15 protein-coding genes are annotated in these 14208 nt (G+C 59.2%); 3 read left to right on the top strand and 12 right to left on the bottom strand.

Features of this window, described 5'->3' with window-relative positions; all coding sequences use genetic code 11:
• The first annotated feature begins 4 nt into the window (after positions 1–4).
• The gene (locus tag ACR0I8_RS19600; RefSeq protein WP_170692881.1) at positions 5–1168 is read left to right on the top strand and encodes a lytic murein transglycosylase; all 1164 of its coding nucleotides are present in this window, start codon (positions 5–7) and stop codon (positions 1166–1168) included.
• Between the two features lie 130 nt (positions 1169–1298).
• On the top strand, positions 1299–1784 hold the full coding sequence (locus ACR0I8_RS19595) for a LysM peptidoglycan-binding domain-containing protein (protein ID WP_170692883.1): 486 nt from the start codon (positions 1299–1301) through the stop codon (positions 1782–1784).
• A gap of 24 nt (positions 1785–1808) precedes the next feature.
• Here ACR0I8_RS19595 and ACR0I8_RS19590 read toward each other — a convergent pair whose 3' ends face one another.
• The 4 genes from ACR0I8_RS19590 to ACR0I8_RS19575 all read right to left on the bottom strand — a co-directional run bounded on the left by ACR0I8_RS19590 (position 1809) and on the right by ACR0I8_RS19575 (position 7457).
• Positions 1809–2165 (bottom strand): hypothetical protein, encoded by a 357-nt coding sequence (locus tag ACR0I8_RS19590; RefSeq protein ID WP_170692885.1) that lies wholly within the window; start codon positions 2163–2165, stop codon positions 1809–1811.
• A 55-nt stretch (positions 2166–2220) separates the two neighbouring features.
• Positions 2221–5676, bottom strand: coding sequence for an AAA family ATPase (locus ACR0I8_RS19585; protein WP_170692887.1), 3456 nt, complete (start codon positions 5674–5676; stop codon positions 2221–2223).
• Between the two features lie 141 nt (positions 5677–5817).
• Positions 5818–6213: a hypothetical protein gene (locus ACR0I8_RS19580; protein WP_170692889.1), complete on the bottom strand. Its 396-nt coding sequence runs from the start codon at positions 6211–6213 to the stop codon at positions 5818–5820.
• Between the two features lie 35 nt (positions 6214–6248).
• Entirely contained in the window at positions 6249–7457 is a 1209-nt protein-coding gene (locus tag ACR0I8_RS19575; protein ID WP_170681292.1) for an aminotransferase-like domain-containing protein, read from the bottom strand.
• Between the two features lie 149 nt (positions 7458–7606).
• On the opposite strand from ACR0I8_RS19575, the gene ACR0I8_RS19570 reads away from it, so the two are divergent.
• Complete coding sequence (locus ACR0I8_RS19570; RefSeq protein WP_170380476.1) at positions 7607–8377, top strand: FCD domain-containing protein; 771 nt, start codon at positions 7607–7609, stop codon at positions 8375–8377.
• Between the two features lie 21 nt (positions 8378–8398).
• Here ACR0I8_RS19570 and ACR0I8_RS19565 read toward each other — a convergent pair whose 3' ends face one another.
• From ACR0I8_RS19565 to ACR0I8_RS19530, 8 genes are all read right to left on the bottom strand, one after another.
• Positions 8399–9457, bottom strand: coding sequence for a glycosyltransferase (locus ACR0I8_RS19565; protein ID WP_480703529.1), 1059 nt, complete (start codon positions 9455–9457; stop codon positions 8399–8401).
• A gap of 307 nt (positions 9458–9764) precedes the next feature.
• Positions 9765–10556, bottom strand: coding sequence for an FkbM family methyltransferase (locus ACR0I8_RS19560; RefSeq protein WP_170380477.1), 792 nt, complete (start codon positions 10554–10556; stop codon positions 9765–9767).
• A complete protein-coding gene (locus ACR0I8_RS19555) occupies positions 10553–11488 on the bottom strand; it encodes a glycosyltransferase family protein (protein ID WP_170692891.1) in 936 nt (311 codons plus the stop codon). Before ACR0I8_RS19555 ends, ACR0I8_RS19560 begins: the two co-directional genes overlap by 4 nt.
• A 132-nt stretch (positions 11489–11620) precedes the next feature.
• Complete coding sequence (locus ACR0I8_RS19550) at positions 11621–12181, bottom strand: F0F1 ATP synthase subunit B (RefSeq protein WP_170380479.1); 561 nt, start codon at positions 12179–12181, stop codon at positions 11621–11623.
• Positions 12182–12186: 5 nt separating this feature from the next.
• The gene (locus ACR0I8_RS19545; protein ID WP_170692893.1) at positions 12187–12738 is read right to left on the bottom strand and encodes a F0F1 ATP synthase subunit B'; all 552 of its coding nucleotides are present in this window, start codon (positions 12736–12738) and stop codon (positions 12187–12189) included.
• Between the two features lie 86 nt (positions 12739–12824).
• A complete protein-coding gene (locus tag ACR0I8_RS19540) occupies positions 12825–13049 on the bottom strand; it encodes a F0F1 ATP synthase subunit C (RefSeq protein WP_005981269.1) in 225 nt (74 codons plus the stop codon).
• A gap of 48 nt (positions 13050–13097) precedes the next feature.
• Positions 13098–13856 carry a F0F1 ATP synthase subunit A gene (locus ACR0I8_RS19535; protein ID WP_170380481.1) on the bottom strand — a complete coding sequence of 253 codons (759 nt, stop codon included), beginning with the start codon at positions 13854–13856 and terminating at the stop codon, positions 13098–13100.
• Between the two features lie 2 nt (positions 13857–13858).
• On the bottom strand, positions 13859–14191 hold the full coding sequence (locus ACR0I8_RS19530; RefSeq protein ID WP_170692895.1) for an AtpZ/AtpI family protein: 333 nt from the start codon (positions 14189–14191) through the stop codon (positions 13859–13861).
• Positions 14192–14208 lie beyond the last annotated feature (17 nt).

The raw sequence follows: 14208 nt of genomic DNA, 5'->3' as shown, positions 1-14208 counted from the left end.
CCCCATGCGCTTTCTGTCCGGCCTTTTCGCCGCCGCCCTGATGACCTCACCCGCCTTTGCGCAATGCGGCGGAGGATTCAATTCGTTCGTCAAGGGTCTGAAGGCCGAGGCCGTCCAACAGGGGTTCGACAAACCGACTGTCGATGCTTTCTTCAAGGGCGTCCAGCAGGACAACGCCGTTCTGAGAGCCGACCGCGCGCAGGGCGTGTTCCAGAAACCCTTCATCGACTTTTCGCGCCGTCTGATCTCGCAGAACCGGATCGACCGGGGCAAGGCTATGTCGCAGAAATACGACGCGGTCTTCGACCGGATCGAACGCGAATATGGCATCTCACGCGGGGTCCTGCTGGCCTTCTGGGCGTTCGAGACCGACTACGGCGCGTTTCAGGGTGACTTCAACACCCGCAACGCGCTGGTGACCCTAGCCCATGATTGCCGCCGCCCCGAGCTGTTCCGGCCCCAGATCTTCGCTGCGATCGAGCTGTACAGTCAGGGCAATTTCGACCCTGCCCGCACTACTGGCGCCTGGGCCGGAGAAATCGGCATGGTCCAGATGCTGCCCCGCGACATACTGGAAAACGGCGTGGATGGGGATGGGGACGGCAACGTCTCACTAAAAACCTCGGCCCCGGATGCGCTGATGTCGGGGGGTAAGATGTTGTCCCATCTGGGTTGGCAACCGGGCCAACCCTGGCTGCAAGAGGTGACAGTACCCGCGCAAATGGATTGGTCTCTGTCAGGGCCGGGCAAACCGCGTTCCGTCTCTGACTGGCAAGCGATGGGTCTTCAGGCCCGCAGCGGTTCGTTGGCCAACCTGCCTGCCTCACTGATCCTGCCGCAGGGCCACAAGGGGCCGGCCTTTCTGGCCTACCCGAATTTCGACGTCTATTTCGAATGGAACCAAAGCTTTGTCTACGTCTTGACCGCCGCCTATTTCGGAACACGGCTAGAGGGTGCGCAAATTTACAACGCGGGCAATCCCGAGACGGGCCTGAACGGTGCGCAGATGAAGCAGTTGCAGAGCAAGCTGCAGGAGCGTGGCTATGACGTGGGCAAAATCGACGGGATTCTTGGGGCTGGCACCCGAGCAGCAGTGCAGGCCGAGCAGAAACGATTGGGGCTGCCTGCGGACGCCTGGCCTACGCCTGACCTACTAGACAGACTTTAGAATGCCCGCGCCCCTGCTGACTGAACAGAACGTCAGCCGAGGCGCGTGATGGGCTATTTTCCACCGGTCTGATTTTGTGCGGGAACCTGTTCGGGGTATGATTCCCTATCCATTGCGAAGGAGTTCATTGATGAATATTGAAATACTTCAGCCCCAACCCTTCGACATCGTCGGCCAGACAATCATGATCGCAGGCAACGCCGTTGGCTTTGAAGGCCATCTTTCGATCTCGGTCACCGAAGGTCATGTGGAATTCAATGGAGCCGCGACGGCTGGGGCAATTGCGCTTCGCCAGTTTCAGGCCACGCTGGAAGTCCCTGACAATCCGAATTTCCAACTCGACCGTCTGATCCTGACGGTCAAGGATGACAGCGCCGGTGGGGAGGGCGGGATTCCGACCGTCCATGTTCCGATCTTTTTCGGTCCGCGCATTCTGCCGGGATATGTCGGGTATCGGAACTACACCGTCGCGCCCGGAGATACGCTGACGGCGATCTCTGTATCGCAATACGGCAATGCCGGACAGGTGTCGGTGATCCAACGGGCAAACGCGCATTTTATCAGCGACCCGAATGTGATCTTCCCCGGTCAGGAGTTGAGGATTCCGATCGTCTGATCGCGCGTGAGTAGCGGCAGACAGCTATCGCGCTTCGGGTCTGATCGGATACCGATCGCCTTTTTGATCGATCAGAATCAACCGATCGCCACTGCGCACATAGAGATCGCACCGGCTGAACCCGTTGTGATAGGCGATACAAACGCTGCCATCCTCGGCAATGGAATAGGTGCCAAAGGCGGATTCTCCGCTGGCGTAGGTGTAGGAATAGGCCCCTCCGGCCGAGTATTTGGACTGACCGTCGTCAAAAAAGGTCAAAGTCCGGCCAGCCAAGCCGTTCAGCTCTTCAAAGGTCAAAGGCACGTCTCCGGGCTTTAAGGCCCATTCGGCGGCAGAAAGCGGGCTGGCGGATAGCAGGGCGAGCAATAGAAAACGTATCATGCGGCCACCCTAGCCCGAAGCGGCGTGAAACAGGTATAACGTTGCAGTGAGGGGGTCAGGCGACCATCTGCTCGGCTTTTTTCAAATCGACCGAGACCAGTTGGCTGACGCCCTGTTCCTGCATCGTGACGCCGAACAGCCGATCCATCCGAGCCATGGTCACCGCGTGGTGGGTGATAATCAGGAACCGTGTGTCGGTCTGGCGGCACATCTCGTCCAGCAGGTCGCAGAACCGGGTGACGTTGGCGTCGTCCAGCGGCGCATCGACCTCATCCAGCACGCAGATGGGGGCCGGATTTGCGAGGAAGACGCCAAAGATCAGCGCGGTCGCGGTCAGAGTCTGCTCACCGCCCGACAATAGGCTGAGGGTCGAGAGCTTCTTGCCCGGCGGCTGGCACATGATCTCAAGCCCGGCATCCAGCGGGTCATCGCTTTCCACCATGACCAGATTGGCCTCGCCGCCGCCAAACAGGTGCTTGAACAGCATGGCGAAGTTCGAATTCACCTGTTCAAACGCGGTCAGCAGTCGCTCACGCCCTTCACGGTTGAGACTGGCGATGCCGCTACGCAGAGCCTTGATCGCCTCTTCCAGATCGGCCTTTTCACCGTTCAGAGTATCGAACTCTTCCTGTACTTCCTTGCTGTCTTCTTCTGCCCGCAGGTTGATCGCGCCCATCGCGTCACGTTGACGTTTGTGGCGGTTGACCTCTGCCTCAAGCGCGTCGGCGGCGGGCATCTGATCCGGGTTCACGTCCAACTGGTTCAGTAGCTGGTTCGGGGTCAGCTGCTGATCCTCGGCAATCCGTTCCGCCGCCGCGGTTACGCTTTCCTTAGCCGCATCACAGCGCGCCTCGGCCGCCGCACGGGTTTCGCGCGCCTCCGAGGCCAGACGTTCGGCTTCGCGCTCGGCCAGAACCACTTCTCGCTGCTGGGTTTCCGCCTGAGCCAGCTTGTCGGCGGCCTCGGCCCGGCGGGCTTCGGCGGCTTCGATCAACTCGTTCAGCTCTTCCCGCGCTTCGGCGATTTCTGCGGGGGCGGCCATGGCCTCGGAGAGTTCCTCCTCGGACCCCTCCTTGCGGTCGGCCAGTTCGGAAACCCGCTTTTCGGCGGTCTCCAACCGGTGCTTCCACCCGCTGAGGTCTTTCGTCACCTCCTGGCTGCGACGTGTCCGAGCCTCGCCTTCGCGGCGCAGTTCATCATGGGTCGAGCGGTGGGTCAGCATGGTGATCCGCGCGGCTTCGACCGTTTGCTTGATGTCTTCGACCTGCGCGCGGGCACTGTCGAGGTCGCCCAGTTCGGCCAGCGCGGCTTCGGCCTCACGCAGTTGCGCGCGGGCGGACATGGCGTCGTCCTTGTGGCGATCCACAGACAAGGTCAGAGTTTCCAGCTTGCCCTGCGCCAGATTGCGATCCGCCTCGGCGCGCGACAGGGCACGGGCGGTTTCGGCCATCCGCTGATCCGCAGCGCGGCGGGCTTCGCGCGCACGGCGGTCGGCTTCGGTGACATCGGCCAATTGCTGCGACAGGGCCTCATGCGCGGCGCGGGCGCCTTCGGCCTGCGCCTCGGTGCGGGCGAGTTCCTGTTTCAAGGCTTCCAGCTTGTTCAGCTGCTCCAATCGCAGGGCGGCAGCGCTGGGGGCATCTTCGGCCCAGGCGCGGAATCCGTCCCAGCGCCACAGATCACCCGAACGCGACACCAGCCGTTGCCCCGGTTTCAATGACGCCTGCAACCGCGCGCCTAGCTCTGCATCCACCAAGCCGATCTGCGCGATCCGGCGGCTGAGGCGATCCGGCCCTGACACATGCAGCGCCAAAGGTTCGGCCCCTTCTGGCAGAGGCTGATCCGCGTCGTAGCCCGCGACCTTAACCCAACCCGATGGCCCATCGCCCTCAACCAACGGCGCGCGTAGATCGTCGGCCAAAGCCGCACCCAGCGCCTTTTCGAAGCCCGACGCGACGCGCAGCAGGTCCAGCACCTGCCCGCCTTCGGCGGTGTCTCGTTCGACCAGCTTGGCCAGCGCGGTGGTTTCGGCTCGGATGGCCCCCAACTCACCCTCGGCCTCGGACCGTTGGGCCCGTGCCTCAGCCTCGCGCGCCTGCGTCTCGGTCCGCATCTCATCTGCGGCAGCCAGCGCTTCCTCGGCTGCTTCCGCGGCTTCCCGGGCCTCTTCTTCACCTTCTTGCGCCGCTTCAAAAGCTTCATCCGCGCGCGTCAGGGCAGACTTGGCTTCGTCCACCGCCAGCCGCGCTTTCTCCTCTTCGCCCTCAGACCGGGCTAGGGTCTTGCGGCTGTCTTCAACCAAGCGCTGCGCCGACTGGTGGCGCGCGACCAGGCGGGCCATATCCTCGGTCTGTTGAGACAGGTGGTCTTCGCGTTCCTGCAGGATCGAGGCCGCTTCGCGCGCCACCTCAGCTGCCTCGGCAACCTTTTCATCATGACCTTCCGCAGCCTTGATCAGCTCGCGGGCTTCCCATTCGAGGCGCTCAATCATTTCGCCTGCATCGCGGTTCAGGCCCGTTTCGCGTTCGATATCGTTGCCGAGTTGCTGGATGCGGTTGGTCAGCGTCTCAATGGTCTGGCGCGCGCGGGTTTCCTGATCCGAGAGTTGATCGCGCTGTACCTGCTGGCGTTGCAGGACGGCGGCGGCGATGGCCTCTTCTTCGCGAAGGGGCGGTAAGGTTTCCTCAATCTCCGCGCGTTTGGCAGCGGCCTCTCGAGCAGCGGCTTCAGCGCGTGAAGCCTCTGTGATCCGGTCGCGCAGCTTGTCTTCGGCAACCTGGCGGGCGATATCGGCCTCTTTCCATCGCCGATAAAGCAGCATCCCCTCGGCCTGCCGCAGCTGTTCTCCGATCTCGCGGTAGCGCGCGGCCTGACGCGCCTGACGCGCCAATTGCGCAAGTTGGCCGCCCAACTGTTCCAACACATCATCGACACGGGTCAGGTTGGCCTCAGTGCCTTTCAACTTCAACTCGGCCTCATGCCGCCGCTGATAGAGGCCTGAGATCCCGGCAGCCTCTTCCAGAATGCGGCGTCGAGCGCGGGGTTTGGCGTTGATCAGCTCGGCAATGCGGTTCTGACCCACCAGTGCCGGCGAGTGCGCCCCGGTCGAGGCATCGGCGAACAGCATCTGCACATCGCGGGCGCGCACGTCCTTGCCATTGGTCTTGTAGGCGCTGCCGACATCGCGGGTAATGCGGCGGATGATCTCCAACTGGTCGCTGTCATTGAAGCCCGAAGGCGCCAGACGTTCCGAGTTGTCCATGGTCAGGACCACTTCGGCAAAGTTGCGCGCAGGTCGCGTAGCCGCCCCGGCGAAAATCACATCCTCCATCGCGCCGCCACGCATGGATTTGGGACGGTTTTCGCCCATCACCCAGCGCAGAGCTTCAAGAAGGTTGGATTTGCCGCAGCCATTGGGACCCACCACACCGGTCAACCCGTCCGCAATGATCAGATCGGTCGGATCAACAAAGCTTTTGAAGCCGGTCAGTTTGAGTTTGCTAAAGCGCAAAGGCCGCCTGTCCCATGATTCCTAATACAGGGAAGTCTGCGCAACGGATTGGGGCCGAGTCAACGGATATGCGCAGGATATGGGCGATGGACCCGAGTTATCCACAACATCTTGGCAGTTTCACGCGCAATGCGGCGCGCGCTAATAGGGCGTACACTCAAAGACCTGATAGCCGGAACTGCCGGAATAACCGTAGTTGACGCATTCATAGGGCCGCAAAAGCAGCGCACCAAAGATCAGCTTTTCCCCAAGTTCCTGATCACAGCCCAACACGCCCACCGTCACCGCCGCATCCCCCAACACATCCATCAACGGACAGCCCGAGACCTGCGCCATGGCTAGCGCCGCCCGGTCGCGAACCGGCCCCAGCCGCGGCGCGTATTGAGAGTTCACTCGCACCGCCTCGGCCAATGGGCCGCGCACACGCACGTCAAAGACACTACCATTCACTGCAACCCGCGTCGCAGGCATATCACGGAAATGAGGCGAGCCACCCGAACAGGCAGCCAGCAGCAGGATAGGAAGTAAGCGCATCATGCTGCCGTTCTAACGGCGATATGGTTAACGAAGCCTTACTGACCGCCAGCACGCAGCACCTGCCCAAGGCGCCGAATGCCCTCGCGGATGGTGTCCTCATCGGAGTTTGAGAAACTCAGCCGAAGGGTGTTTTCACCACTGCCATCCGGGAAAAACGCCTGACCGGGAACAAAGGCCACTTTGACCGTGTCCAGAGCTCGGGCCAAAAGCGCAGCACCGCTGGTCCCGGCGGGCAGCGTCAGCCACACGAACATCCCACCCTCGGGTTTGGTCCAGGAGACACCGTCGGGCATATGGGCCTGCAACGCCGTCAACATGGCATCGCGGCGCGCGCGATAGGTCTGCCTCACTTTTGGGATATGGCTTTCGAAACAGGCCTGCGCCACCTGATGCACAGCCATCTGGTTGATCGTGGCCGAATGGAGATCCGCCGCCTGCTTCATCAGAACCAGCTGCGAGATGATAGGTTTGGCCGCCACAACCCAACCAACCCGCAACCCCGGCGACAGGGTTTTCGAGAAGCTGCCGCAATAGATCGTCCGACAGCCCTCAATCGACCCCTTCCGCGCTTGCTCCAGCGCCAGAATCGGAGGGATTGGCGCACCGTCATAGCGCAGCGCCTGATAGGCCCCATCTTCGATAACCACGCAGTCCAGATCCTCGGCCAGATCCAGCAGTGCCTCGCGCCCACGCAGATCGACAGTTTCACCCGTGGGATTGGAAAAGTCCGGCGAGAGATACGCGAATTTGACCCGTCCCTCGCCTGCGGCCTTTCGATATTCCTCGGCCCCTTGATTGCCGGGAATGCTGAGCTGGTCGAAACGCGGCTCATAGGCATTGAACGCGGAGATTGCACCCAGATAGGTCGGCCAGCCGACCAAGGCGGTATCGCCGGGAGACAAGAACAGCTTGCCCAAATAGTCCAGCGCCTGCTGCGAGCCCGAAGTGATCAGGATGTTGTCCATGTCACACGCGACTCCGATTGAGGCCATATGGTCGACCAACCATTCGCGCAGCGGAGCATATCCTTCGCTCACCGAATATTGCAGCGCTTGCGCCTGCCGGTCCGGACCAAGAGCTGCCTGAAAGGCCTGCGCAAACGCGTCCGCCGGAAACAGGGCAGGATCGGGGATACCACCGGCGAATGAGATGATATCTGGCTGATCCAGGAGTTTCAGCAACTCCCTGATCTCGGATGCCTTCATGTTCTGCGTCCGAGTGGCGAATAGCGGATGTGTGGTCATTGGGCTCCTCCGATCTCAATGCGCGCAGCCTATGCGGACGCCAAATAAAGTCAATAATATTGACCTAATGTTTCACACGATGTGAGGCGCTGTTCTTGAACCTGCACGCGCCCTGTGGTCATATGTTTTGACCAATTTCGGACGACCCTATGCCCTTTCAGAAAATTCAGACCGAGAAGCTATCGATTGCAGTGGTCCGGCAGATCGAGCTGCTGATCCTGCGTGGCATCCTGCGCCCCGGCGAGAGATTGCCGTCGGAGCGAGAACTGGCCGAACGGATGGGTGTCTCTCGCCCGTCCCTACGCGACGCCATCGCCGAATTGCAGGAGCAAGGCTTGCTGACCGCAAAAGCCGGTTCAGGAATCTACGTAGCCGAGGTGCTGGGATCTGCCTTTTCGCCAGCGCTGATCCAGTTGTTTGGCAGCCATGAAGAGGCAGTGTTCGACTACCTCTCTTTCCGCCGCGACCTCGAGGGGCTGGCCGCCGAGCGTGCCGCGCGTCTGGGATCGACCAGTGATCTGAAGGTCGTTCAGGCGATCTTTGACCGGATGGAGGCCGCCCATGACCGCAACGCCACCCAAGATGAGGCGCAACTGGACGCGGACTTCCACATGGCAATCATCGAGGCCAGCCACAATGTGATCATGCTCCACATGATGCGGTCGATGTATGACCTTCTACGTCAGGGCGTGTTCTACAACCGCCAGATGATGTTCCAGCAACGCGCAACCCGCGAAGCCATCCTCGACCAACACCGGACGATTAACGCCGCGTTACAAGCGCGCAACCCTGCCGAAGCGCGTTTGGCGGTGGAACTGCATTTGGATTTCGTCGAGCGCTGTATGAAGGATCAGCAAAAGGCAGAACGAAATGATAAGATCGCTCGGCAACGGCTTGAACACAATAATTTCTCTAGATAGCGAGCTACACCAGATCGTCCGTCAGGTTTTGGATTCCCAGATTCGATCGTAGAGAGCCCCGTATTGGCTCGCGACCACCGAGGCGGCATACGTCACCTCAGCATGCGCGCGCGCTGCGGCCCCCATTGGGCTGATCTTCTGTTCCTCGTGCTCGGCCTGATGGTCGATTACTTTTGCCAATCCTAGCGCAAATTCCGCCGCTTCAAACGGAGTTGCGAGATGACCGCAGGATTCGGTTGGAACCAGATCAGGTAAGCCGCCAATGTTGAACCCGACAACGGGAACACCGCAGGACAACGCTTCTACGCCCGTATTCGGCAGGTTGTCCTGGCGAGAAGGCAAGGCAAACACGTCGGAGCTGGCGTAAACTTGACGCAGTTCAGCAGGTTCTGTCAAAGAGCCGGTGAAGTGAACAGGAAAAGGCAGATCAACACTGTGTGTGTCGGCCCCGAACACCAGTACGCGCACAAATTTACCCGAGTCATGCAAAGCCAGCAATGAGTCGCGCAGATGCGAGAACCCTTTACGTGGATCGCTGTCCCCGCCCATGGCTCCGAACGCGACGATCGGCGCATCGTCTGGCAAACCAAGTTTACGCCGGGCTTCACTGCGGTGCATCGGCTTCCAGACATCGATATCGATGGCATTTGGGATAACATGTACCGGCCAGTCCTCCATCAGCGCACTGGACGAGACGCATTCCCCCAACCAGCGACTTGGCGTCACAACATGAAAGGGCCTCCGCCAATTGCGCTTTTTGCGTTGCCACACCCAGCGGTTCAGATCGAACCCCCGGTCACGCGAGGCGTAGCCGTCCTGCCATCGCTGGCCTTCGGTGTAGTGTTCAGCTCCGCAGAACGGCCACATATCGTGCATTGTCCAGACAACCGGATGGACCAACGCCCCGACCTCTCTAATCGACATCAAATCCGAATTGATCCAGTGGAGGTTCAATATCTGACGCGGCTGTGCGTTCAGATGTTTACCGACCCCCGAAGCCACCGCACCAAGCGACGCCAGCCCATCGACTTGATCCTGTTGTTTGCGCCGCAGGTGACGCGCAATTTCGCGTTGAAGCACCCTACGCAGAGTCTTTCGCCCGGAAAAACGATGAATTTCCACCCCGGGCGCCCCACTGGCAACCGTCATCTGCGACTGCAACCCGGCTTGAAGGCAAGCAAAATGCAGCCGCCGCGCCGCAATTGCAGCCCCGCCTTCGCTGCTACTGAAACTGATGTGGTTGATTGTTTTCAATCTTCAATCTCTGAACAATTGCAATAAACGACGACGTAAAATCTTTGTTAAGCGGTGGGCCAACTGGGCAGTACCTTCGATCCTGAATTCAGATCAAAAATCCCTGACGAACGCACTGGCAACGGCTGCTCGACTAAGACAACAAGTAAAGGTAGTCCGTGGTCCCATTGCCGTAAACGCAACGATAACCTGCCGCGCAAAGGGCAGCATCTGCCTTGTCCACTCGCTCAAAGGCTATCTTACACGGAACGTTGAGTTCGTCATATTCCACACAAATCTGCCGGGGTCTCAACCCGTCAGCCAAAAGCTGTTGAAGAACTTCAACTTCAGCCCCTTCGATATCCATTTTCAGTAGCGCTACATCGTTTGGATCGAGTTTGTTCTGCTCGAGCAACTCACGCATAGTGCAGGCTTCGACCGTGATGAAATCAGTGTCCGTCCGATAGTCATTCTGGAAGTTGACGATGGAGTGAGAGACATGCTCGGGGCTTGCTGGTTGATAGAACCGCAAGTTCGTGTGTTCGATCCAAAGCGCGACGGGTTCTAAATGCAATTGGCCCTCTTTGACGTCCTCCAAATCGTAGGCTTCGACTGGCTGGCATCCACCTTCGGCATATCCCTGCTCGCGCGACATTCCGAGGCGCTCTTTAAGCTCCTCGAAATGCGCAACTGCACGCGGCGTTGGGTCGGCAATAATGACGCGAGCGCCAAACTTGCGCGCGAACTCCACATCAAAGGAAGCATCTTCTCCCAGACCGGCGCTGACGATGGTCGATCCCTGCAGTTGCCCGTCATCATGAAACGTCCAAGCCCCGTAGTCTGAGCCAATTGTTACGAGGTTCAGTCCGGGAGCCGTCTTTACCGATTGCAATCGATGCTTGCGATACTTGCGACGATTGAATTTTTGAACAATCGACTTGATCATTTTGAAACTCTCCTGAGCAACCTGTGCCATTCCCGAGCCAGTTTCTCCGTCAATCCTGGACGTCGGGTGTAATAGGCCTTGAGCCTCGCCAGGGCGTCTGCGTCCTCGACAATGATGTCGGGAAACGGTGGCTCCGGATCGAGGTTCAGACTTTCGCGAAGATATGAATCGTTAACCACACCATGGCTACCAGACCCGTCAAAGCCGATGTTCTTCGCATAAGAAAAATGCGGAGACAAGCACAGACCTTCGTTCTGAAAAATCGTGGCATACCAGAACACAGCCCATGTTTTTAGTTCGCCACGTTCGTTGCCAAGGACCTGCGACCAGAAATCATGGGCGCCGTCTAGATTGAAACGACGTATATCCTCATCCAAGAACTGGTCGATCAGTACCGCTGGATCACGCCTGAAATTACTCCAGCGATCAGCCCAACTTCCCCAGCCCCAACAACTCATGAAACGCCACAACGCTGCCCCTCTTAAATTCCGGTTTTCCGCGATATCCTCGTTATAGCCGGCGATGTGCCAGACCCGTGGCTCATCCTTATAACGGTCAAGGGCAAGGTTCATGTAACTCAGAAAAGCCGGAGAGGTCACAACGTCATCCTCAACCACAATGGCCTTGCCATAGGCTTGCATGGTGGCTGTTACGCCGTCCTGAATAGACCGCGCCAACCCGGCGTTTTCTTCCCGCGCGTTTAAAGTCACCGACGCAAAACCGGTTTGCGCCTCGATCACTTTGCGCGTTTCTGCAACCTGTTGCTCTTCGTCTTGCGTGCGGGCACCGTCCAAATACGCGGTCAGCACAGTGCGCTCCGCCAATGGTGACGCCGCAAGCGCCCGTAGTGTCCGCGCTGTATGATCTGGTCGATTAAAAGCGAACAGGCAGATCGGGGCCGGATCGGAAATCGCAGGCTTTGCGTCAGTCACAGCGATTCTCCGCCGGGTTTTGTTTCGGGTATTTCATGGCAAAACTGCCTATATTCAGACTATCAATAAAGGAAACCCGAAAGCCAATGGCTTTCGGGCGCAGAGTCTTACTTGGTGCAATGTCTAGCCGGATCAGTGCAGCTTTTCACCGACATCAGCAATGGCCGCGTCGATCAGCTTGTTCGCCTGCGTCGCAGTCATCTGTTTCGCCAGAACGGCGTTTGCAGCAGATACCGCAACCGAGATCGCCTGATCGCGAACTTCCTTCACGGCCGAAGCCTCAGCCGAAGCGATCTGATCCTGCGCGGCCGCCAAACGGCGTGCGATGGATTTTTCCAGATCGACCTTGGCCTGTTCCGCTGCCAGAGCCGCATCGTCCTTGGCCGCAGCCACGATGGCATCTGCCTGCGTCTGCACTTCACGCTGCTTACGCTCATACGAGGCCAGCAGGCTGCGCGCTTCTTCATGCAAGGCGCGGGCTTCGTCCAGCTCGGACTTGATGCCCTCGGCACGGTTGTCCAGGGCGCCACCGATCATGCCGGGGACCTTGAAGTAGAACAGAACCGCGATGAAGACGATGAAGCCCAGAAGAACGACAAAGTCAGTGTTACCCAGCGAGAAAAACGGGCCTTTGGCTGCCAATGCGGGGCTGGCTGCGCCGAAGGTCAGGATAAGGGCAAGAGTGTTCCGCATGTCACTTATCCTTTCATCTGCGCGTCAACGGCACTGTCGATGGCTTTGGCATCTGCCTCGCCGCCCAGTGCTGTCACCAGTTCGGCCGCCGTATCCTTGGCAACCACTTGAATGCTTTCCAGCGCACCGGCACGGATGTCGGCAATTGCCTTTTCCGACTCAGCCGCCTTTGCAGCGATTTCCGCATCCGCTTTGGCAATCGCGTCATCCAGACCAGACTGGATTTCGGCGCGGGCTTCCGCTGCGATACGCTGAGCCTCAGAACGGGCATCGGCCAGCGCCTTGTTATAGGCCTCTTCGGCCTCGACCGCCTTGGCCTTCAGATCTTCGGCCGCAGCCAGGTCATTTGTAATGGTCCCCTGGCGTTCAGCCAGGATTGCCGCGATGCGGGGCAGAGCCACGCGGGACAGGACCAGAAAGATGACGACCAGCGTAATGACCAGCCAGAAAATCTGGTTGGGGAACCAATCGAAGCAGAGCTGCGGCATCCCGATGGCAGAGCCATAGGAGTCGACGCACGAGCCAGCTACCTCGTCTGTAAGGGGTTCAGTCGCCATGATATCCTCCGTCGGAAACTTGTCTTTACAACAGGTGGGCCGCTATGGCTTGGACCCACCTGCGCGTAAGGATCAGGTTCCGCAGATTATACGGCGAACATCAGCAGCAGCGAGACCAGGAATGCGAAGATCCCCAGGGCTTCTGCGAACGCGATACCGATGAAGAGTGTTGCGGTCTGCGAAGCAGCCGCCGAAGGGTTGCGCAGGGCGCCGGCCAGGAAGTTGCCTGCTACGTTGCCCACCCCGATTGCGGCTGCGCCGGAACCGATTGCTGCCAGGCCTGCGCCGATGTGTGCGAGATCGCCTTCCATGATGTATCTCCTTACGAATTGGAAGTTTCGATGTTGGGTGTTCGGACCTTAGTGCGACGGATGCAGCGCATCTTTCAGATAAACACAGGTCAGAATGGTGAATACGTAGGCCTGAATGAAGGCCACCAGGACCTCAAGACCATACATTGCGGTGATCGCCAGAACGGACACGGGCGAGATCACGGCAACCGCAGCGAAGCCTGCGAAAACCTTGATAACTGCGTGGCCAGCCATGACGTTACCGGCAAGACGAATGGAGTGGCTGACGGGGCGCACGAAGTACGAGATCAGCTCGATGATCGCCAGGATCGGGCGCAGTGCCAGAGGCGCGCTGGAAACCCAGAACAGACCCAGGAACGCGGCACCGTTTTTGACAAAACCCAGAACAGTTACGGTCAAGAACACAGCCAGCGCCAGCGGGATGGTGACCGCGAAATGCGAGGTTGTGGTGAACGAGGTCGGGATCAGGCCCAGGAAGTTGGCGCAGACAATGAACATGAACAGGGTCATGACATAAGGGAAGAACTTAACGCCTTCCTTGCCGCAGATGTCTTCCAGCATCTTGTAGACGAAACCGTAGGTCAGCTCTGCGATCGACTGCATACGCGTCGGAACGATTGCGCGCTTCGATGTGGGCAGAACCAGCAGCAGAACAACCGCGACGATCGCAAAGAACAGCCACAGGGTCACGTTGGTGATAGTGAACATGCCAACAGCGCCGTCTCCAAACAGCGGTTTGACGATGAACTGATCCATTGGGTGGAATACCAGGCTGCTGCCCTCTGCTGCGGTGGTCTCAGTTGCCACGTTCAGTCCCTCTCGTCCTTCTCGGCAGCCGTCGCCGCCATTTGTTTCTCTTGGGCCTCTTTCGCGCTGCGGAGCATAACCTTCACGCCCGCGACAAGACCCAGCAATGTGAACAGCACCAGAAAAATCGGGATTGTCCCGAACAGGCTGTCCAGCCCGTATCCGATGCCAAATCCGATCCCCAGACCGGATACCATTTCGATGACCATCCTCCAGGCAAGCTCGCCTCCGGATACGTCAGCATCTGCACGGGGTTTGGGCTGTTTCGCCTTTTTCGCCGCGTCGATCTTGGCCTCAAGCTGCGCCATACGCTGCTTTTGGTCGTCATCGGTCACGGGCGTTTCCCTCGTAC

The organism is Ruegeria sp. BG9 (genome assembly GCF_056538305.1).
The sequence above is the reverse complement of the archived record's forward strand: the minus strand, read 5'-3'. Positions and strand labels throughout refer to the sequence as shown.

Excerpts from the sequence above, each read along its gene's own strand:
- ACR0I8_RS19600 (WP_170692881.1), top strand. The coding sequence starts at position 5 with ATGCGCTTTCTGTCCGGCCTTTTCGCCGCCGCCCTGATGACCTCACCC.
- ACR0I8_RS19595 (WP_170692883.1), top strand. The coding sequence starts at position 1,299 with ATGAATATTGAAATACTTCAGCCCCAACCCTTCGACATCGTCGGCCAG.
- ACR0I8_RS19590 (WP_170692885.1), bottom strand. The coding sequence starts at position 2,165 with ATGATACGTTTTCTATTGCTCGCCCTGCTATCCGCCAGCCCGCTTTCT.
- ACR0I8_RS19580 (WP_170692889.1), bottom strand. The coding sequence starts at position 6,213 with ATGATGCGCTTACTTCCTATCCTGCTGCTGGCTGCCTGTTCGGGTGGC.
- ACR0I8_RS19575 (WP_170681292.1), bottom strand. The coding sequence starts at position 7,457 with ATGACCACACATCCGCTATTCGCCACTCGGACGCAGAACATGAAGGCA.
- ACR0I8_RS19570 (WP_170380476.1), top strand. The coding sequence starts at position 7,607 with ATGCCCTTTCAGAAAATTCAGACCGAGAAGCTATCGATTGCAGTGGTC.
- ACR0I8_RS19560 (WP_170380477.1), bottom strand. The coding sequence starts at position 10,556 with ATGATCAAGTCGATTGTTCAAAAATTCAATCGTCGCAAGTATCGCAAG.
- ACR0I8_RS19550 (WP_170380479.1), bottom strand. The coding sequence starts at position 12,181 with ATGCGGAACACTCTTGCCCTTATCCTGACCTTCGGCGCAGCCAGCCCC.
- ACR0I8_RS19545 (WP_170692893.1), bottom strand. The coding sequence starts at position 12,738 with ATGGCGACTGAACCCCTTACAGACGAGGTAGCTGGCTCGTGCGTCGAC.
- ACR0I8_RS19540 (WP_005981269.1), bottom strand. The coding sequence starts at position 13,049 with ATGGAAGGCGATCTCGCACACATCGGCGCAGGCCTGGCAGCAATCGGT.